Annotated in this window: 15 protein-coding genes; 8 read left to right on the top strand and 7 right to left on the bottom strand. The window is 63.5% G+C overall.

All coding sequences use genetic code 11. From position 1 onward, the window contains the following. Window positions 1-36: 36 nt before the first annotated feature. From prfB to BLP10_RS11235, 3 genes are all read right to left on the bottom strand, one after another. A protein-coding gene (prfB, locus tag BLP10_RS11245; RefSeq protein WP_139165474.1) for a peptide chain release factor 2 occupies window positions 37-1,165 on the bottom strand; the annotation gives its coding sequence in 2 pieces (ribosomal slippage) (window positions 37-1,095 and window positions 1,097-1,165; 1,128 coding nt in all). 171 nt (window positions 1,166-1,336) lie between these two features. After that, the gene (locus tag BLP10_RS11240; protein WP_091135035.1) at window positions 1,337-3,772 is read right to left on the bottom strand and encodes a penicillin-binding protein 1A; all 2,436 of its coding nucleotides are present in this window, start codon (window positions 3,770-3,772) and stop codon (window positions 1,337-1,339) included. A gap of 147 nt (window positions 3,773-3,919) precedes the next feature. Continuing rightward, window positions 3,920-5,164 (bottom strand): N-acetylmuramoyl-L-alanine amidase, encoded by a 1,245-nt coding sequence (locus BLP10_RS11235; RefSeq protein ID WP_091134436.1) that lies wholly within the window; start codon window positions 5,162-5,164, stop codon window positions 3,920-3,922. A gap of 609 nt (window positions 5,165-5,773) precedes the next feature. On the opposite strand from BLP10_RS11235, the gene BLP10_RS11230 reads away from it, so the two are divergent. Next, on the top strand, window positions 5,774-8,461 hold the full coding sequence (locus tag BLP10_RS11230; protein WP_091134434.1) for an Rne/Rng family ribonuclease: 2,688 nt from the start codon (window positions 5,774-5,776) through the stop codon (window positions 8,459-8,461). 111 nt (window positions 8,462-8,572) lie between these two features. Here the strand turns inward: BLP10_RS11230 and BLP10_RS11225 are convergent, their stop codons facing one another. Continuing rightward, a complete protein-coding gene (locus BLP10_RS11225; RefSeq protein WP_175493886.1) occupies window positions 8,573-9,754 on the bottom strand; it encodes a pyridoxal phosphate-dependent aminotransferase in 1,182 nt (393 codons plus the stop codon). 154 nt (window positions 9,755-9,908) lie between these two features. Here BLP10_RS11225 and BLP10_RS11220 point away from each other — a divergent pair, with 154 nt between their 5' ends. From BLP10_RS11220 to aat, 6 genes are all read left to right on the top strand, one after another. Next, on the top strand, window positions 9,909-10,688 hold the full coding sequence (locus BLP10_RS11220; RefSeq protein WP_091134432.1) for a DsbA family protein: 780 nt from the start codon (window positions 9,909-9,911) through the stop codon (window positions 10,686-10,688). A 217-nt stretch (window positions 10,689-10,905) separates the two neighbouring features. Further along, window positions 10,906-11,373 carry a type II 3-dehydroquinate dehydratase gene (aroQ, locus tag BLP10_RS11215; protein ID WP_091134430.1) on the top strand — a complete coding sequence of 156 codons (468 nt, stop codon included), beginning with the start codon at window positions 10,906-10,908 and terminating at the stop codon, window positions 11,371-11,373. A 25-nt stretch (window positions 11,374-11,398) separates the two neighbouring features. Beyond that, window positions 11,399-11,863: an acetyl-CoA carboxylase biotin carboxyl carrier protein gene (accB, locus tag BLP10_RS11210; protein ID WP_091134427.1), complete on the top strand. Its 465-nt coding sequence runs from the start codon at window positions 11,399-11,401 to the stop codon at window positions 11,861-11,863. A gap of 8 nt (window positions 11,864-11,871) precedes the next feature. After that, a complete protein-coding gene (gene accC / locus BLP10_RS11205) occupies window positions 11,872-13,230 on the top strand; it encodes an acetyl-CoA carboxylase biotin carboxylase subunit (RefSeq protein WP_091134425.1) in 1,359 nt (452 codons plus the stop codon). Between the two features lie 81 nt (window positions 13,231-13,311). Continuing rightward, a complete protein-coding gene (locus tag BLP10_RS11200) occupies window positions 13,312-13,914 on the top strand; it encodes a class I SAM-dependent methyltransferase (RefSeq protein WP_091135031.1) in 603 nt (200 codons plus the stop codon). A 55-nt stretch (window positions 13,915-13,969) separates the two neighbouring features. Further along, the gene (gene aat, locus BLP10_RS11195) at window positions 13,970-14,635 is read left to right on the top strand and encodes a leucyl/phenylalanyl-tRNA--protein transferase (protein ID WP_091134423.1); all 666 of its coding nucleotides are present in this window, start codon (window positions 13,970-13,972) and stop codon (window positions 14,633-14,635) included. Window positions 14,636-14,673: 38 nt separating this feature from the next. Here aat and BLP10_RS11190 read toward each other — a convergent pair whose 3' ends face one another. From BLP10_RS11190 to BLP10_RS11180, 3 genes are all read right to left on the bottom strand, one after another. Continuing rightward, on the bottom strand, window positions 14,674-15,291 hold the full coding sequence (locus tag BLP10_RS11190; RefSeq protein WP_091134421.1) for a DUF2155 domain-containing protein: 618 nt from the start codon (window positions 15,289-15,291) through the stop codon (window positions 14,674-14,676). Between the two features lie 226 nt (window positions 15,292-15,517). After that, window positions 15,518-15,739, bottom strand: coding sequence for a hypothetical protein (locus BLP10_RS11185; protein WP_091134418.1), 222 nt, complete (start codon window positions 15,737-15,739; stop codon window positions 15,518-15,520). Between the two features lie 30 nt (window positions 15,740-15,769). Then, window positions 15,770-16,183 carry an NADH:ubiquinone oxidoreductase subunit NDUFA12 gene (locus tag BLP10_RS11180; protein ID WP_091134416.1) on the bottom strand — a complete coding sequence of 138 codons (414 nt, stop codon included), beginning with the start codon at window positions 16,181-16,183 and terminating at the stop codon, window positions 15,770-15,772. Window positions 16,184-16,856: 673 nt separating this feature from the next. Here BLP10_RS11180 and BLP10_RS11175 point away from each other — a divergent pair. Then, window positions 16,857-20,561 (top strand): vitamin B12-dependent ribonucleotide reductase, encoded by a 3,705-nt coding sequence (locus BLP10_RS11175; RefSeq protein ID WP_091134414.1) that lies wholly within the window; start codon window positions 16,857-16,859, stop codon window positions 20,559-20,561. The last annotated feature ends 16 nt before the right edge of the window (window positions 20,562-20,577 follow it).

Here is a 20,577-nt window from a genome sequence, read left to right as displayed (position 1 = left end):
ATAAAAAGGCCCACTCAATCGAGTGGGCCTTTTCACTTAATCGATATCCTCGACATCCCCGCCGCCGCCGTAGACGCGCTGGGCGAGGGAGGCTTCCATGAACGGGTCGAGATCTCCGTCGAGTACATCCTGCGGGCTCTGGGATTGGGTGCCCGTGCGCAGGTCCTTCACAAGCTGGTAGGGCTGCAGCACGTAGGAGCGGATCTGGTGGCCCCAGCCGATATCGGTTTTGGCAGCGGCCTCGGCGTTCGCCTTCTCCTCGCGCTTCTTCAGCTCGGCCTCATAGAGGCGGGCGCGCAGCATGTTCCAGGCGGTCGCGCGGTTCTTGTGCTGCGAACGCTCCTGCTGACAGGCCACGACGATGCCGCTCGGAATATGCGTGATACGCACCGCCGAGTCCGTGGTGTTCACGTGCTGGCCGCCCGCGCCCGAGGAGCGGAACGTGTCGATGCGGCAGTCCGATTCCTTGATCTCGATGTTGATGCGGTCATCCACCACCGGATAGACCCACACCGAGGCGAAGCTCGTGTGGCGGCGCGCGTTCGAGTCGTAGGGCGAGATGCGCACGAGGCGATGCACGCCGGACTCGGTCTTGAGCCAGCCATAGGCGTTGTGGCCCTTGATCAGGAGCGTGGCGCTCTTGATGCCGGCCTCTTCGCCGTCGGTCATTTCGAGAAGCTCGACCTTGTACTTCCGGCGCTCGGCCCAGCGGGCGTACATGCGCTGGAGCATGGAGGCCCAATCCTGGCTTTCCGTGCCGCCGGCGCCCGAATGCACTTCGATATAGGTGTCGTTGGCGTCGGCTTCGCCGGAGAGGAGCGTCTCGACCTGACGGCGGGCAGCCTCTTCCTGAAGGGCGCGGATCGCCTCCTCACCTTCCTTGATGGTGCTCTCGTCCTCCTCCATCTCGCCGAGTTCGATCAGCGTGATGGCGTCATCGAGTTCCTGCTCCATGCGCTTGATGGAGGTAATCTGCTCTTCGAGAGTCGTGCGCTCGCGCATGATCTTCTGCGCGGCATCCGCATCGTTCCAGAGGTTCGGATCTTCCGCGTTGGCGTTCAGTTCGGCGAGGCGGCGCTGGGCATTATCCCAGTCAAAGATGCCTCCTCAGCAGCCCGACTGACTGCTTGGTCTCTTCTACGAGGTGTTCGATTTCGGCGCGCATGTTGTCTTGCTGTCCGTGCCTTGGGTTTGTGGCGTCTTAAGCGTCGTGCTCCATCGTGTAAAGGAGCCTTCCCGCGAAACCGATCATCGCGGCAGACCGAGAGCGGCTGCAGCGATGATCATTGTGTTCGCGCTTTTCAGGAAGCGCTTATCATATGGGGTGTGGAGAGGATCAGTACAATCCGCCTGGGCTTGCCCCCACGGCCCTGCGCGGCATCATCTCCGGAGGAGCCGGCGAGTATTCTGCCTGCGGGACCTCTTCCTCCTGGGGAGCGTAATATTCCGGAGGCGACTGGCCGGGCTTGAAGGCTTCCAGGATCGTGCCGCCGCCCTCGCCTGCCACGCGGGTGCCGGTGGAGGCATTGACGCGGATCAGCTTGATGCCGGCGGGCACGCGGAACGGTGTGGCGGGCTTGTCCTTCAGCGCCATCTGCATGAAGTCGCGGAACACGGGCGCGGCGTACTGACCGGCGGTCGCCGCGTTGCCGAGGGACTTCGGCTGGTCGTAGCCGAGGAAGACGCCCACCGCGAGATCGGGTGAGAAGCCCACGAACCACACGTCCTTCGCGTCGTTGGTGGTGCCGGTCTTGCCGGCGAGCGGCTTGCCGACGGCCTTCACCGACTGAGCCGTGCCGCGCTGGACCACGCCTTCGAGGATCGAGGTGATCTGGTAGGCGGTGAGCGGATCGAGCACCTGCTCGCGGCTGTCCGTGAGCTTGGGCGCGGCGCCGCCGTCCCATGCCTGTGCATCGCAGGCATCGCATTTGCGGTCGTCGTGACGGTAGATCGTGCGGCCCGTGCGGTCCTGAATCTGGTCGATCAGCGTCGGCTTGATGCGGCGGCCGCCATTCGCGAACATGGAATAGGCCGCCGTCATGCGCATCACCGTCGTCTCGCCTGCGCCGAGCGACATGGAGAGCAGCGGGAGCATGTCGTCGTAGACGCCGAAACGGCGGGCATACTCGGCAACCACCGGCATGCCGATCTCGTTCGAGAGACGCACCGTCATGAGGTTCTTCGAGTGCTCGATGCCGTAGCGAAGAGTGCGCAGGCCCGCGGCCTTGCCGTCATAGTTCGAGGGGGCCCATGCGGCCTGGCCCGGACCCATGTCGAGAACGAAGGCCGAGTCCATGATCTGCGACGAGGGCGTGTAGCCGTTGTCGAGAGCCGTCGCGTACACGAGAGGCTTGAACGAGGAGCCCGGCTGACGCATCGCCTGCGTCGCGCGGTTGAACTCGCTCTGGTCGAAGGAGAAGCCGCCGACCATCGCATGAACGCGGCCCGTCTGGGGATCCATGGCGACGATGGCGCCGGAAATCTCGGGCACCTGGCGGATACGGTACTGGCCCTCCTTGCCATCGATGGGCTCCACATAGATCACATCGCCGACCGACACGGCCTTCTCGACCGAGCGACGGGTCCATTTCACGCCGTCGGCGCCGATGGTGCCCGTCTCACGATCCCGCGAGAGTTGGCCGGAGGATTCCTTTTTCGGCTGAAGGCCGATGCGGGCGCGCCCGCCGGCGACCTCGAGCACGACGGCCAGACGCCAGGGCTGGACATCGCCCATGGAGGGGACCTCGGCGAGGGCCAGACCCCATTCGCGACCGGCCAGATCGAGCTTGGCCTGAGCGCCGCGCCAGCCGCGGGCTTCGTCGAAGCGCACCAAGCCATCGACCAACGACTTGCGGGCCATGGCCTGCATCTTGGGATCGAGGGTGGAGCGGATCAGAAGGCCGCCCTCGTAGAGCTTCTCCTCGCCGTAGCGCTCGGCGATGTCGCGGCGCACGCCTTCGGCGAAATAGCCGGATGCGATGCTGTTGGGCGACACGACGCGCGGCGTGACGTTGAGCGGCTGCTTTTTGGCCGCCTCGGCCTGCTCCGCCGTGATGTAGCCATTCTCGACCATGCGGCCGATGACCCAGTTGCGGCGATCGATGGCAGCCTGGGGCTGACGGAACGGGTGATAGTTGTTCGGGGCCTTCGGGAGGGCCGCGAGATAGGCCACTTCCGCGACATCGAGTTCGTGCAGAGATTTGCCGAAATAGTTCAAGGCCGAGGCGGCGACGCCGTAATTGCCGAGGCCGAGATAGATCTCGTTGAGATAGAGTTCGAGGATCTTGTCCTTCGAGAAGGTCGATTCCATGCGCAGCGCAATCAGCGCCTCGCGGATCTTGCGCTCATAGCTGCGCTCGTTGCCGACCAGGAAGTTCTTGGCGACCTGCTGCGTGATGGTGGACGCGCCCTGCTCACGCTTGCCGCCCGATTTGACGTTGACGACGATCGCGCGAATGACACCCTCGGGATCGATGCCGGGATGCTTGTAGAAATTCTTGTCCTCGGCGGAGAGGAAAGCGGCCTTCACAAGCTTGGGGATGGCCTGGATCGGCACGTAAAGGCGCCGCTCGCGGGCATATTCCGCGATCAGGCTGCCGTCGGAGGCGTGAACACGGGTCATGACCGGCGGCTCGTAATTGGCGAGCTGCGCGTGATCCGGCAGATCCTTGGAGAAGAACCAGAATCCATAGGCCAGCCCGACGGCGCCGATCAGAAAGAAGATCGCCCCCACGCTGAACAGGAAGCCGAAGAATCGTAGGACAAAACGCATCCGAAGATATTCCATTGTCAGTGCCTTGCAGGCACCTGTTTGTGCAAACCCCGAACGCCCCCTCCTGCCGGAACAGAAACCGGGCTCAAGCCACCCCGCTCTGTTAACCGAGGAATCGCGCCCCCGCTACGGCTATCCACACTCTATCTATGGTAAAACTGCGGCAGCCCCCTGGCGGGCGAAGCGTGTCGCGAAGAATCGGTCCACGGCCACGCTCATGGCGTCCACCATCTTGGCCCGCCATTCCTCGGACATCAGCAGGTCGAGATCCCGCTTGCTCGAAAGGTAGCCCAGCTCCAGCAGGACGGAGGGCACGTCATGAGCCCGCAACACCTGGAAACGAGCCTGCCGATGCGGGTTCTTGTTCAGCCGGGCGATGGCGTCGAACTGGTCCACGAGACGGGTCGCGAAACTGTGAGAGAAACTGCGGGTCTCCCGCAAGGTGAGATCGACGAGGATGTCGGACACGTCATCCGGCATGTCGGCGCTCTCGACGCCGGCCACGGCATCCGCCTTGTTCTCGCGCTCTGCGAGCCGAGCCGAGTCGGCGTCGGAGGCCCTCTCCGCTCCCGTATAAACGGTCAGTCCCCGAACCTCCTGCCCACCTGAAATCGAATCCGCATGGATGGAGATGAACAGGTCCGCTTGCGCGTTCCGGGCAGTACGGACCCGGTCCCCCAGGGAGATGAACACGTCCTTGTCCCGGGTCATGAGAACCTTGTAGCGCCCGCTCGCCTCCAGAGCCTTCTGCAGCTTCTGGGCAAAGGACAGGACAAGATCCTTCTCGAACACGCCGTTCGTCGAATTGGCGCCCGGGTCGATGCCGCCATGCCCGGGATCGATCACGATGACCGGACGGGCGTCCTTGACGGACGGGGCTGGCTCAACGGCTGCGGTTTTGGCCGCTTTTGCGGCGCTGTCAGCCGCGGCCCGGCGGAACTCGTCGCGCTCGGTGCGGGTAAGCTCGATGGTCAGGAGAGCCGTTCCGCCTGCGGCATTGGCATCGACCGTCATCCCGGAAACGGTCGCCGGCTGGGCCAGGTCCATCACCACGCGGGAGCGGCCGGGAGCGAACAGGCCATAGCGATAAGAAGAGATCAGGCCCGCCTTCTGCCGCCCCGATTCCGGCGGCAGGTGGAAGGCGACCTCGGGCAGGTCGATGATCAGCCGGTCGGGCCGCTCCATGAGCGAGGCCTGAGCCGTGACGGGCTTGGAGAGCGCAATCCTGAATCGTGTCCTGGGCCCGTCGACCTCGACGGAGACGTCGGCCGCAATGATGGCGGCACCGGCCTTACCCACATCCCCGTTCGCCCACGCCGAACCTCCTCCCAGGGCGACGAGTATCGCCAGGAGTCCTGCGCAGATCAGGCATAGGAACGGGTTGATTCTCATGGTGAAGCTGGGAGTTTCGGGGCTCCTTCCTATCTCAATAAGCGGCCTTTGGTTAACGAAGCTTCACCCCAAAAAGCTCAATATCGAGACTCTGTTGCATTAACGACACAGAGTTCAGCATCTTGCCAAATGCCCCTTTCGCTCTGTAATGATCAATGACCCCGCCCGGCATGGCCGAATCTGACGGTGGACCTGAGGAGATGGTTGTGTTGACCGGTCCTCACGGATCCCGTCACCCTCGACAGGCGCCTGGGAGGGTCAGTGGGCGATACAGATCGCCGCTTTTTTGCCGATGGCCGGATTTCATCCGCACCATCGATTCCTAGAAAGGGCCGTCTTGAATGGTTGCACACACGAAGTCAGCACTGACTCTCGTCGCGGCACCGTTCGAAGCGCGCGTTTCTTCTCGCGCACGCCCTTCCCTCACCTCATCCGGCTCAAAGCCGTTTCGTTTCAACCCAGAATGCGCCCCTCTGAGGCGCACGATGGCGATCGACAGCAATCCGAACGCAATTCCAGCCCGCCGCCCTCTCTGGCGGCGCGGTCACCCGCCTTCAATGCGGCTTCTGCCTCAGGTCCTGCCCTCGATCGCCATGTCGAGAGTTCAACATGGCAAACAAGATGCTCATCGATGCCTCCCACCCGGAAGAAACCCGGGTTGTGGTGGTACGTGGTCAGAAGGTCGAAGAATTCGACTTCGAATCCGCTAACCGGAAGCAGTTGCGCGGGAACATCTATCTCGCGAAAGTCACCCGCGTAGAGCCGTCGCTTCAAGCGGCCTTCGTTGAGTACGGCGGAAACCGCCACGGCTTCCTCGCCTTCAGCGAAATCCATCCCGATTACTACCAGATCCCGGTCGCCGACCGTCAGGCCCTGCTCGAAGCCGAAGCCGAGGCACAGGCCGAGGAAGAGCGCGAGGAAGAGCGCCGCCGCAGCCGTCGCCGCCGCTCCTCCCAGCGCCGCGGGCCGAAGGACGAAACCGTCGTCTCCACCGAGGCGGAAGCAGGCGTTGAAGCCGTCGCCGAGGAAGGCGCCGACGCTCCGGCTCCGGCAGAAGGTACGGAAGAGACCATCGACCTGATCGCCGCTGGCGGCGATTTCGAGGCTGCCTCCGGCGAAGCTGTCGAGGCATCCGAGAGCTCCGAGCCTGTGGAGGCTGCCGCCGCCCCCGCCGAGGAAGCCACCGAGCAGACCGTCGAGACCACGGACGCCGCCGAAGGCGACGAGTCCGAGAGCGATGAGGACGAAGACGGCGACGACGAGGAAGGCGACGACGAGGATTCCGAGAGCGAAGACGAGGACCACGTCGAGCAGCTCGGCGGCGGCGACGCTCTAGAGGACCTTCCCCAGCGCCGCACCCCGCGCAAGCAGTACAAGATTCAGGAAGTCATCAAGCGCCGCCAGATCCTGCTGGTTCAGGTCGTCAAGGAAGAGCGCGGCAACAAGGGCGCTGCTCTCACCACCTACCTGTCGCTGGCCGGACGTTATTCGGTGCTCATGCCCAATACGGGCCGTGGCGGCGGCATCTCGCGCAAGATCACGAATGCTGCCGACCGCAAGCGCCTGAAGGAAATCGCTCAGGAGCTGGAGGTGCCCGAGGGAATGGGCATCATCCTGCGCACGGCGGGCGCCTCGCGCACCAAGCCGGAAATCAAGCGCGACTACGAATACCTGATGCGCCTCTGGGAGAGCGTGCGCGAGCTCACCCTCAACTCGGCCGCTCCCGCGCTCGTCTATGAGGAAGGCTCACTCATCAAGCGCGCCATCCGCGATCTCTACAACAAGGAGATCGACGACATCATGGTGTCGGGCGAGGAAGGCTACCGCGAGGCCAAGGACTTTATGCGCATGCTCATGCCGAGCCATGCCAAGATCGTCCAGCCCTACCGCGAGCCGCAGCCGCTCTTTGCGAAATACGGCGTCGAAGCCCAGCTCGACGCCATGTTCTCCAACGTCGTGACGCTGAAATCCGGCGGCTATCTCGTGATCAATCCGACGGAAGCGCTGGTTTCCATCGACGTGAACTCGGGACGTTCGACCCGCGAGCACAACATCGAGGACACGGCACTTCGCACGAACCTCGAAGCGGCCGAGGAAGTCGCGCGCCAGCTTCGCCTGCGCGACCTTGCCGGCCTCGTGGTGATCGACTTCATCGACATGGAAGAGAAGCGCAACAACCGCGCCGTCGAGAAGAAGCTGAACGAGTGCCTGAAGAACGACCGCGCTCGCATCCAGGTCGGCCGCATCTCGCCCTTCGGGCTTCTCGAAATGTCGCGCCAGCGCATCCGCACGGGCGTGCTCGAATCCTCCTCCGTCCCCTGCCCGCATTGCGCCGGCACGGGCGTCGTCCGCTCGACGCCGTCCGTTGCGCTGCACGTGCTGCGTTCGATCGAGGAAACCCTCATCAAGAATGCCGGCTACAATCTCATCGTCCGCACGCGGATGGAGGCGGCCTTCTACATTCTCAACCAGAAGCGCATCCACCTTCGCGAGCTGGAGACCCGCTTCGGCGTGATGATCTCCATCGTGGCGGACGATACGCTCACCGGCACCACCAACTACGCCATCGACCGGGGCGAGCCTGCCCTTCGCCTCGAGCACAAGTCCGCTGCCACCGGTATCCAGATCGACGCCATCGCGCCTGTGGATGTGGTGGAAGAGGACGAGCCGGAAATCGAGATCGAAGCCGAGGACGAGACCGAAGAGGAAGTACGTGCCTCCGAGGAAGGCGAAGCGGAAGGTGAAGGCAATGGCCGTCGCCGTCGCCGCCGCCGTCGCCGCCGTGGACGCGATCGCGACGCTATCGCGGGCGCTGCCCAGGGCGAGGAAGGTTCCGAGGACGAGGCCTCCGAGGGCGACGAGCCCGAAGGCGCCGAAGCTGAGGCTGCCGGTGAAGACAGCGAAGCCGCCGAGGGCTCGGAATCCGCGGAAGAGCGCAACCGCCGCCGCCGCCGTCGTGGCCGCCGGGGCGGCCGTGGCCGTGGCCGCGACGAGGCCGTTGAGACCTTCGCGACCGAGGAAGGCTTCGTGGCTGCCACCGAGGCCGTCGCGGAAGCCGTCAGCACCCTGGACGAGCCTGTGAGCGAGCCCGCTCCTGCACCGGAGCCGATGGCCGCATCGAACGACCGCATCGAGACGAAGCCCGCTTCTCAGCCTGCCGAAGAGCCGGTAGCGGAAGCGCCCCGCCCCGTGATCCCCGAGCCGGAGCCGGTCGCCGTGGTGCTCACCCCACCCGACCCGGCGCGCCCGAAGCGCGCCGGCTGGTGGTCCAAGGCCAAGTCTGTCCTGGGCGGCTAACAAAACCAAAAGCAAAAAGCCCGGCGAAAGCCGGGCTTTTTCTTTGACCCATTCTTGTCGTGGACAATGACGTGCTGCGCGTTGTTTCCAGTCGACCGTGAATGAAACGAATTACCTCAACCACCCCTTCAGCCGCTCCACCGTCTCGCGGCAATCGTTTTCCGAACCGGCGAAGGACAGGCGCATGTAATGCGAACCTTCGATGGGATCGAAGTCGAGACCGGGCGTTGCGGCCACACCGGTCTCTTGCAGCATGCGCTTGCAGAAACCGATGGATTCGTTCGTGTAACGGGCGATGTCGGCATAGATGTAGAAAGCGCCGTCGACCGGATGCATGTCGGTGATGCCGGCCTTGGGCAATTCTTCCAGCAGATAGGCGCGGTTGCGCGCATAGCCCGCCTTCACTGCCTCCAGTTCCTCCGTCGCGTCGAACGCCGCGAGCGCCGCGACCTGAGAGAGATAGGGCGGCGAGATGTAGAGATTCTGCGCCAGCCGCTCGATGGGCCGCACGAGGCGCTCGGGCACCACGATCCAGCCGATGCGCCAGCCGGTCATGCAGTAATATTTGGAGAAAGAATTGATGACGACGGCATCGTCGTCCGACTCGAGCGCCGTGGAGGCCGCCTCGCCGTAGGTGAGCCCGTGATAGATTTCATCCGAGACGAACCACAACCCCAACCGGCGACAGGTTTCGCCGAGTTCCGCCAGGGCCTTGCGGCCGATCATCGTGCCGGAGGGGTTTGCCGGGCTCATGGCGAGGATGCCGTGGAGCGGCTTTTCAGCATGTGCCTTCTCGATGGCTTTGGCCGTCATGATCCAGCCATCCGCCTTGGCAAGCGGGATCGTCACGGGTTCGACGCCGAGCGCTTCGAGAATGTTGCGGTAGGCCGGATAGCCCGGCGCAGTGATCGCCACGCGCTGGCCCGTATCGAAGAGACTCAAGAACGCAAGCACGAAGCCTGCCGAGGAGCCCGTCGTCACCACGACGCGCTCAGGTGCGATGGAGACGCCGTAGGCATCGCGGTAATGCCTGGCGATGCGCTCGCGCAGGGCCGACATGCCGAGCGCCTCCGTATAGCCGATTCGACCGAGATCCAGGGCGGCCTTGGCGGCTTCGCGGGCTATGCGGGGAGCCGGCGCGGAGGGCTGGCCCACCTCCATATGGATCACGTTGTCCCCTCGCCTTTCTTTCGCCGCAGCGGCGCTCAAAACATCCATGGCCAGGAAGGACGAGACCCGGTCCATGCGGCGGGCGATGGCGGGCAGGTTCTGATTGGCGATTGATTTTGTCATGGATAAGCTCGTAGCCCGCCGGGAAGTCAGCCTCAAGACGCTTCATGCCCAAGACGCCCCACGCCCTTGCAACGAAGCCGTGATTTGACGCCGCACTCCTCAAACAGCTAACTCACGCCAGATATCATGCCGAAAGCTCCGCAAAGGATCGGATATGCGCTTCCCGCTTCTTAAAACCCTCCAGGCCGTGACCCTGTTCGGCGTGCTCGCCGCCGCGCCTGTGGCTCACGCCCAGAATGCCGTCTTCAACGAGCAGCAGAAGCAGGCCATCGGCGAGGTCGTGAAGGAATACCTCCTGAAGAACCCCGAGGTTCTGACCGAGGTCATCAGCGAACTCGAGAAGCGCCAAGCGGAAGCTCAGCAGGTCGCGCAAGCCAGCGCCGTGCAGGAGACCAAGCAGACGCTTCTCAACGCGCCGCATTCCTACGTGGCGGGCAACGCCTCCGGCGACATCACCCTGGTCGAGTTCTTCGACTATAATTGCGGCTACTGCAAAAAGGCCCTGGCCGACGTCCAGACCCTCGTGAAGAGCGACCCCAAGCTGCGCGTCGTGCTGAAGGACTTCCCCGTGCTCGGCCCCGATTCCGTGGAGGCGAGCCGCGTCGCTCTGGCGGTGAAGAACCAGCTGCAGGGCCAGAAGCTCTTCGATTACCACGTGAAGGTCATGGAAACCCGTGGCCGGGTGAACGGCGAGCGCGCCACGGCGGTGGCCAAGGAGATGGGCCTCGACATGGCCAAGCTCCAGAAAGACATCGAGAGCGCCGAGATCCGCAACGCCTTGCAGGAAAACATGGCGCTGGGCGACAAGCTGAACCTCACCGGCACGCCCGCTTTCGTCATCGGCGAGGCGATCATCCCCGGAGCCGTCGGCATCGAACCCCTGAAGCAGCTGATCGGCAACGTCCGCTCCTGCGGCAAGGCGAATTGCAGCTAAGGCTGGTGGTTTCGTCCCCATGCGATCACCGGCCTTGCGCCGGTGATTTTCCTTCAAGCACCGCCGTCTTCGAGGCGCTTTTTGCGCCCATTCCCTTACGCAATCATAGCCAAAGCCTTGGGAAAGTCCCGCTTTTCCCCTTCCCCCATGCTCGCCTTTTGGCTAAGAGGGCGTCTTGGCTCCGCCTGACGGGGCTTTCCGGAACGCTCCTTTCGTGATGATCAACGTCCACATCCTCAACGGACCCAACCTCAACCTGCTCGGCCGCAGAGAGCCTCAGATTTACGGCAGCACCACGCTGGCGGATGTCGAGAAGCTCGTGCGCGAGAAGGCCGAGGCCCTGGGAGTGGCCATCACATTCCGCCAGTCCAACCATGAAGGACATCTGGTCGACTGGATTCAGGAAGCGGGAGCGCAAGGCGCGGGCATCGTCATCAATGCCGGCGCTTACACCCACACCTCGATTGCTCTGCGCGATGCCATTTCCGGCAGCGGCGCCCCGACGGTCGAGATTCATCTTTCCAATGTTCATGCTCGCGAAGGCTTTCGCCATCGCTCGCTTATTGCACCCGTGTCAGTCGGCGTGATCTGCGGTTTCGGCCCCATGAGCTATCTGCTCGGGCTTGAGGCGGTTCACCGTGTCATGGTCGAGCGGGCCAGGGTCGCGAAACCTTCCCAGCACTAGTTCCTCACAACAAGAGGTGAGCCCCATGGCCAAGGACAACCCTTTCGATCCCGATCTCGTCCGGGAGCTGGCGAACCTGATCGCCGATACGAATCTCAGCGAGATCGAAGTGGAGAAGGGCGACCTTCGCATCCGCGTGGCGCGCACGATCCAGGCTGCAGCCGTGACGGTAGCCGCTCCGGCGCCTCTCGCTCCGGCTCCGGTCGTGGCACCGCCCCCGGCTGCCGCCGAGGCCGCGAAGTCCGCGTCTCCCAACCCGGGCGCCGTGCTGTCGCCCATGGTCGGCACTGCCTACCGCAAGCCCTCGCCGGACGCGAAGTCCTTCGTGGAGATCGGCTCCAAGGTTCAGGCCGGCGACAAGCTGCTGCTCGTCGAGGCCATGAAGACCTTCAACGAGATCGTCGCCCCGCGCGCCGGCACCGTGACCGCCATCTATGTCGAAGACGGAACTCCTGTTGAATACGGCGAACCCCTCCTCGTCATCGAGTAAGGCGCGACATGTTCGATAAGATCCTCATTGCAAACCGAGGCGAGATCGCCCTGCGTATTCTTCGCGCAGCGAAAGAGCTCGGGATTGCCACCGTCGCGGTGCATTCCACCGCCGACGCGGACGCCATGCATGTGCGCCTTGCGGACGAGAGCGTCTGCATCGGTCCGCCTGCGGCCCGCGACTCCTATCTCAACATCCCCGCCCTGATCGCCGCCTGCGAGATCACCGGCGCGGACGCCATCCATCCCGGCTACGGCTTTCTCTCGGAGAACGCCCGCTTCGCCGAGGTGCTGGAGCATCACCGCATCGCCTTCATCGGCCCCAAGGCGGAACACATCCGCATCATGGGCGACAAGATCGAGGCGAAGCGCACCGCCAAGCGGCTCGGCATTCCCTGCGTGCCCGGCTCCGAGGGCGGCATTTCCGATGAGGACGAGGCCAAGAAGGTCGCGAAAAGCATCGGCTACCCCGTCATCATCAAGGCGGCCGCCGGCGGCGGCGGACGCGGCATGAAGGTTGCGCGCAACGAGGAGGATCTCGTCCACGCGCTGCACACGGCCAAGACCGAAGCGAAGGCCGCCTTCGGCGACGACGCGGTCTATATCGAGAAATTCCTCGAGAAGCCGCGCCACATTGAGATCCAGGTTCTCGGCGACGGCAAGGGCGGCGCGATCCATCTCGGCGAGCGCGACTGCTCCCTCCAGCGCCGTCACCAGAAGGTGTGGGAAGAAGGCCCCTCGCCCGCCCTCAACGTCGAGATGCGCGAGCGCATCGGCGGCGTCGTGGCCAAGGCGATGCAGGAACTGCAATATGCGGGCGCCGGCACCATCGAGTTCCTCTACGAGGACGGCGAGTTCTACTTCATCGAGATGAACACCCGCATCCAGGTGGAGCACCCGGTCACGGAGATGATCACCGGCATCGATCTGGTGAACGAGCAGATCCGCGTGGCCGCCGGGCATCCGCTCTCGGTGAAGCAGGAAGACATCAAGATCGAAGGCCATGCCATCGAGTGCCGCGTGAATGCCGAGCATCCCTCGACCTTCCGCCCCTCGCCCGGCACGATCAGCTACTTCCACCCGCCGGGCGGCCTCGGCGTGCGCGTCGACTCGGCAGCCTATCAGGGCTACCGCATCCCGCCTCACTACGATTCCCTCGTCGGCAAGCTCATCGTCCATGGCCGCACCCGCAACGAGTGCCTCATGCGCCTGCGACGCGCCCTCGACGAGTTCGTGGTGGACGGCGTGGATACGACGCTCCCGCTCTTCCGCACCCTCGTGCGCAACCCCGATATTCAGAATGGCCAGTACGACATTCACTGGCTGGAAAACTTCCTGAAGACGGGCGGCCTCGGGGACGCGGAATAATATTGTTATATTGTCCGCAGAGCTTTACCTTGCACCGCAAGGGAGGCCCTGCGGATGAACCACGGAGCGGGGCAGGTCAGCATGCCTCGTTTTCTTCATGTCGGGTCCGGCCGATACCGCAAGCACCAGACCATTCGCGCCTTTCAGGGCCCTGAATGGGAGGAGATCTCGCTCGACATCGACAAGAGCGTGAAGCCGGACATCGTCGACAAGCTGCCCGAACTGGCAAAAGTCGAGTCGGACAGTTTCGATGCCGTCTATTCCAGCCACAGCATCGAGCATCTGTATCCGCATGAGGTGCCTGTCGCTCTGAGCGCCTTCCACCGGGTTCTCAAGAGCAACGGCGTCGCGATCATCCGCTGCCCCGACCTGCAGACCATCGGCCAAGCCCTCGCCAGAGGCGAGATCGACACCCCCCTCTATGTCAGCGGCATGGGGCCGGTTTCGGCTCTCGATATGCTCTACGGCTTCCGCCCATCGATGGCGAACGGGAACCTGTACATGGCCCATCATACGGGGTTTACCGCCAAGACGCTCGGAGATGCCTGCGCGGCCTCGAAGTTCCGCAGCGTCTATTGCCTGCGGATGAAGGAAACCCGCGAGCTGTGGTGTATCGCGACAAAAGCCGCCCTCGCCCAGGAAAAGCTCGAACAACTCGCAAAATTCTGCATTAGGCCGGTCTGACTTCCGGCGCAGTTGTGTCTATTTATGGGGTGATCCCGGTCGGATCTGCGAGTCTATGGCCCTGTCTCCCGACGATACCATCACCATCACGCCTGAGATCCTGCTCAAGGCTTATGCCGCGGGCATCTTCCCCATGGCGGAGGATGCCGACGACCCTTCCCTTTTCTGGGTCGAGCCGCGCGAAAGAGGCATCATACCCCTCGACGGCTTTCACATCCCCAAGCGGCTTGCTCGCACCATCCGCTCGGACGAGTTCGAAGTTCGGATCGACCACGACTTCGATGCGGTGATCGCCGGCTGCGCGGCACCGGCAGCGGACAGGGAGAAAACCTGGATCAACCGGCGCATCCGGGATCTCTACGGCCAATTGTTCGATGCAGGTTTCTGCCACACGGTCGAGGTCTATAGAGACGAAAACCTGGTTGGCGGCCTTTATGGAGTCCGTTTGAAGGGTGCGTTCTTCGGTGAGAGCATGTTCCATAAGGAACGCGATGCCTCGAAGGTGGCCCTCGTTCATCTGGTCGCCCGCCTCAAGCGCGGCGGCTTTACCCTTCTCGACACGCAGTTCGTGACCCCTCACCTCGCCCAGTTCGGCGCCATCGAGGTGCCGCGGCGCAGCTACAAGCAGATGCTGCGCGAGGCCCTGGATCAGGACGGCGACTGGAGCGTCTGGCCCCGAAACCTGAAGGTGAGCGGCGAGGAGATTCTCGCCGCGCTCTAAGGCACCTTCGAGCCTCGTCCCGACGCCATCAGACGCTCTTAGCGATCCGTGTTGATGAGCGGCGCGTTGCGGTTGAAATCCCGGCTCGGGCGCTGAACCGGCTGACGCTGCTGAAGCGGCGCGGTGTTGAGCGGAGGCGCGGGCGGCAGAGGCTGGGCGGAACCCGAAGGCGCCATGATGCCGCCGGGGCGGCCGGCGTCGGAAGGCGTGCGCTGCGCGGTCGGCTCGATGGGAGGCAGTTCTTCCGGCGCTTCCTTGGGTTCGGCGATCACTTCCGTTCCGCCTTTGCAGTCCACGAGCCAGATATCGTAGACCGGATGCTCGATGCCGTGCAGGCCGGGGCTTGCCGCGAACATCCATCCGGAAAACACCTTGCGGGTGGCGCCGTCAGTCCCGGTCTCTTCGACCTCGACGAACGTGGTGGTGTTCGGGGTCTCTGTCGGCGGCTTGGTGAAGCAGACGCGCGCCGTCATTTGGAGGGCGCCGAACTGCACCGTCTCATCGACCTTCACCTCGAACGAGACGATGCGCCCGGTGATCTTGTCGAGACCGGAGAACACCGCCGTCGGATTCTTGATTCGATCAGCCTGGGCTGCTCCCGCCGTTCCGACGATCGATGCAAGCACGAGAGCGGCCCGCGTCCATCCAAACTTCATGATACCTGGTCCACGCCTTCAGGACTCGGCCAGCAGCGGCCGGTCACATGTTCTGGTCACGCGTTAACACGGCAACCGTGTTGGAAAAAGGGCGATGAGTGGGAAAGCTTGGCCGACAGGGGCAGAACCGGATAAAATTGCATTCCCGCGAGATCAGCTCGTCATCCCGTTCCGTCTGCCACCTTTAGAATGGCCTTGTTCCAGGCGTCTTATCCGATGGAAAGGCTCAATCCCGCTCGAACGGATCGGGCGCAGGCTCTTTCATGGCATCGCCTGCCCTCTCCCGTTTTTCGAAGTGCACCGTCGAGCAGGCAACCGAGCACAGAAGCCCGCGATCCGACCAATAGGACGGGCCGTTCTCGATCTTGCCTGCGTGATAGGCAAAATTCGCGTGGCCGAATGACAGGCCGCACTCGATGCAGGTTCGGGAGTTGGGGCGGGTCAGCATGATGATGACGGAAGCAAAGCCGGGGAGGCTTTACTCACCCGGCGTCCACGGAACGTAATCGCCGGTCGCGGCGGGGCGCTGGCCCGTCGAAAGCTGCGAGCCCTGCGGACGGTAAGCATGCGGCGTGCCGGTCATGTTGGGCACGTAGGGCTTCTCCCACGGGTGGGGCTGGTAGTTTTCCTCGCTCGGGGGAATATCGCCGTTATGGCAGAGCCAGGCGCGCCAGCCGGGCGGAACCCGGGACGCATCCATGTCGCCGTTGTAGATCACCCAGCGGCGCTCGGCGCCCACATTGGAATCGATCGGCTGGGCCTGGGTGTAGCGGTAGTACTTGTTGCCGAACTCGTCCTGGCCCACGAACTGGCCTTTGCGCCAGGTGAAGAATCGTGTGCCGAGGGTCTGTCCGTTCCACCAGGTAAAGAACTGAGCCAAAAAGGTTTTCATCGCTACCGCCGAGGGGGTTCTCAAAGTTGCGCGGAATATGGCGTCAGCGCGTCGCGAAGTCCAGCATTTCCGGGATGAACCCCGCAACTGATTCCCCCCTGATTCCACTAAGGCGATTCTGAGGCGATTTTCCCGGATTCACGGCATTTTCGCCTCGGAGGGGTATTTTTTGGTCCATATGGTTTCCGCATGGGAAATTGATGCGCCGGCACAACATCAGGTGCCCCTTGTGGGGTGCAAAATCGCAAATTCGGGCCCGCCGGGTTTGGCCTTTTGGCAAGGCCGATTTGGATTCTCGGAGGAGTCTCTGAGGCTTAGCCAGTTTTCCACATTCTTAACACTTGCCCACTATATATAGTTGGAACAGAAACGTTCGGCACAAGTTCTTGACGTAAGGCTCGCATCACGACTAGCTTGCCCGGGTTCCGATCCGAGACCGGCGACCGGCCCGAAAGGGAGGTCGAAATCTCCCCCGAGTGAGCGTTCCAGAGCCCGCGGCGAGTTGCTTGCCGCGTGACCTGTGGCGTCTGGAGAGAGGCCGTAACTCGGGCGTGGTGCGTGTGGCGATCCGCAAAACGGGTCGTTGGGGTATCGAAAAAGTTTTGGGGCTGAAAGCCACAGGCACGGCTTGTGGCGACGGGGACGTTTGTCCCCAACAATGAGGATGTACAAGATGCGGATCGAGCGGCGTTATACCAAGTCAGGCCAGTCGCCTTATTCCTCCCTCGCCTTCCGGCTCGCCACGAGCGAGATCCGCAATCCGGACGGTTCGGTCGTCTTTAAGCTTGAGAACATCGAAGTGCCGGAGACCTGGAGCCAGGTCGCGTCCGACGTTCTCGCTCAGAAGTATTTCCGCAAGGCCGGCGTTCCGGCTCACCTGAAGAAGGTCGAGGAGAACGACGTACCGAGCTGGCTGTGGCGCTCCGTGCCCGACGAGGCCAAGCTCGCCGAGCTGCCGGAAGACAAGCGCTTCGGCTCAGAGATTTCCTCCAAGCAGGTCTTCGACCGCCTCGCCGGCTGCTGGACCTATTGGGGCTGGAAAGGCGGCTACTTCTCCTCCGAGGAAGACGCCCAGGCCTTCTATGACGAGCTGCGCTTCATGCTCGCCAACCAGATGGTCGCGCCGAACTCTCCGCAATGGTTCAACACCGGCCTGCACTGGGCCTACGGCATCGACGGTCCCGGCCAGGGCCACTATTACGTGGACTACAAGACCGGCAAGCTGACCAAGTCCAAGTCCTCCTACGAGCACCCGCAACCGCATGCCTGCTTCATCCAGGGCGTCGAGGACGATCTGGTGAACGAGGGCGGCATCATGGACCTGTGGGTCCGCGAGGCGCGTCTGTTCAAGTACGGCTCGGGCACGGGCTCGAACTTCTCGAACCTTCGTGGCGAGGGCGAGAAGCTCTCCGGCGGCGGCCGCTCCTCGGGCCTCATGTCCTTCCTCAAGATCGGCGACCGCGCTGCGGGCGCGATCAAGTCGGGCGGCACCACCCGCCGCGCGGCGAAGATGGTCGTGGTCGACGTCGATCACCCGGATATCGAGAGCTACATCGACTGGAAGGTGAAGGAAGAGCAGAAGGTGGCCGCGCTGGTGGCCGGCTCCAAACTCGCCTCCAAGCACCTCAAGGCCATCATGAAGGCCTGCGTGAACTGCGAGGCCGACGGCGATGCCTGCTTCGATCCGGAGAAGAACCCGGCTCTGAAGAAGGAGATCAAGATGGCGCGCCGGGTCATGATCCCGGACAACTACATCAAGCGCGTCATCCAGTTCGCACGCCAAGGCTACACCGACATCGACTTCCCCGTCTACGACACCGACTGGGATTCGGAAGCCTACCTCACGGTCTCCGGCCAGAACTCCAACAACTCCGTCTCGATCACGGACGACTTCCTGCGCGCTGTCGAGAACGACGGCGAGTGGAAGCTCACCGCCCGCAAGGACGGCAAGGTCATCAAGACCCTGAAGGCCCGCGACCTGTGGGAGCAGATCGGCCACGCCGCCTGGGCCTCCGCCGATCCCGGCCTGCACTTCAACACCACCATGAACGACTGGCACACCAGCCCCGCCGGTGGCCGCATCCGGGCGTCGAACCCCTGCTCGGAATACATGTTCCTGGACGACACGGCGTGCAATCTCGCCTCCGCGAACCTGCTCCAGTTCTTCGACCGCGCCGCGCACAAGTTCGACACGGAATCGTTCGAGCATGCCTGCCGCCTGTGGACCGTGGTGCTCGAAATCTCGGTGATGATGGCGCAGTTCCCGTCGAAGGAAATCGCGCAGCTCTCCTATGAGTACCGCACGCTCGGCCTCGGCTACGCCAATATCGGCGGCCTGCTCATGACCATGGGCCTGCCCTACGACAGCGATGAAGGCCGTGCCCTCGGCGGCGCGCTCACCGCGATCATGACCGGCGTGTCCTATGCCACCTCCGCCGAGATGGCTGGCGAGTTGGGCCCGTTCCCGAACTACAAGGCCAACGCCAAGTCCATGCTGCGCGTGATCCGCAATCACCGCCGCGCGGCCCATGGCCTGTCGGAAGGCTACGAGGCTCTCTCGGTCAACCCGGTTCCGCTCGATCACGCCTCCTGCCCGGATGCGGACCTTGTCGCTCATGCCAAGTCCGCCTGGGACAAGGCCCTCGAGCTCGGCGAGAAGAACGGCTACCGCAACGCGCAGGCCACCGTGATCGCGCCCACCGGCACGATCGGCCTCGTGATGGATTGCGACACCACCGGCATCGAGCCTGACTTCGCTCTCGTGAAGTTCAAGAAGCTCGCCGGCGGCGGCTACTTCAAGATCATCAACCGCGCCGTGCCGGATGCGCTGCGCGCCCTCGGCTACCGTGAATCCGAGATCGCCGAGATCGAGGCCTATGCGGTCGGCCATGGCTCCATGAAGCAGGCTCCCGCCATCAATCCGGGCTCGCTGGCAGCCAAGGGCTTCACGCAGGAGAAGATCGACGCGGTCGAGAAGGGCCTCAAGTCCGCCTTCGACATCAAGTTCGTGTTCAACCGCTGGACGCTCGGCGAGGACTTCCTTACCGGCACGCTGAAAGTGCCTGCCGAGAAGCTCAACGATCCGTCCTTCGACCTGCTCTCGTTCCTCGGCTACTCGAAGGCCGACATCGAGGCCGCGAACATCCACATCTGCGGCGCGATGACTCTTGAGGGCGCTCCGCACCTCAAGACCGAGCATTACGCGGTGTTCGATTGCGCCAATCCCTGCGGCAAGATCGGCAAGCGTTATCTCTCGGTGGAAAGCCACATCCGCATGATGGCGGCGGCGCAGCCCTTCATCTCGGGCGCGATTTCCAAGACCATCAACATGCCCAACGACGCCACCGTCGAGGATTGCAAGAACGCCTACATGCTCTCCTGGAAGCTGGCGCTGAAGGCGAACGCCCTCTACCGCGACGGCTCCAAGCTGTCGCAGCCGCTGAACTCCGCCCTCATCGCCGATGAGGAGGAGGACGCGGAGGACGCCGCCGAGGCTCTCGCCGCCATGCCCGCCGCCGCCAAGGCCGCGCATGTGTCGGAGAAGGTGGTGGAGAAGATCGTCGAGCGTGTCGTCGCCATGCGCGACCGCGAGAAGATGCCCGACCGCCGCAAAGGCTACACCCAGAAGGCCGTCGTCGGTGGCCATAAAGTGTATCTGCGTACCGGCGAATACGACGACGGCCGCCTCGGCGAGATCTTCATCGACATGCACAAGGAAGGCGCCGCCTTCCGTGCGATGATGAATAACTTCGCCATCGCGATCTCGCTCGGCCTGCAATACGGCGTGCCGCTGGAAGAATACGTGGAGGCCTTCACCTTCACGCGCTTCGAGCCCGCGGGCTTCGTGCAGGGCAACGAGCGCATCAAGAGCGCCACGTCGATCCTCGACTACGTGTTCCGCGAGCTGGCTGTGTCCTATCTCAGCCGCAACGACCTCGCTCACGTGGACCCGTCGGAACTTGGCCCCACCACCATCGGCTCGGGCGAAGCCCAGTCGAAGGCCCCGGAAGCCGCGCCCGCCACGGCCATCGTCTCCCGCGGCTTCACCCGCGGTAACGTGGACCGCCTCATGCTGATCCCCGGCGGAGCCGCAGGCGGCGCAGGCGTGGTCCAGCGTCCGAACACGGTTGGCGCGAACGCTCTCAAGAGCGAGCTCGCCCAGCCCGCCACGCAGGAAGTGACGGTGGGCGAAGCCGAAATGTCCAAGCTCCCCTTCACCGCCCCCGCCGCGTCACCGTCCATCGCCGACAAGCGCGCCGAGGCCAAGATGAAGGGCTATGTGGGCGAATCCTGCCCTGAATGCGCGAACTTCACGCTGGTGCGGAACGGGACCTGCTTGAAGTGCGATACGTGCGGCAGCACGACTGGGTGCTCGTAAGCAGACCCTACTAGGG

Source organism: Microvirga guangxiensis (genome assembly GCF_900102135.1).
Taxonomy (GTDB): Bacteria; Pseudomonadota; Alphaproteobacteria; order Rhizobiales; family Beijerinckiaceae; genus Microvirga; species Microvirga guangxiensis.
Note: the sequence above shows the minus strand (reverse complement) of the source record. Positions and strands in the feature narration are given on the sequence as shown.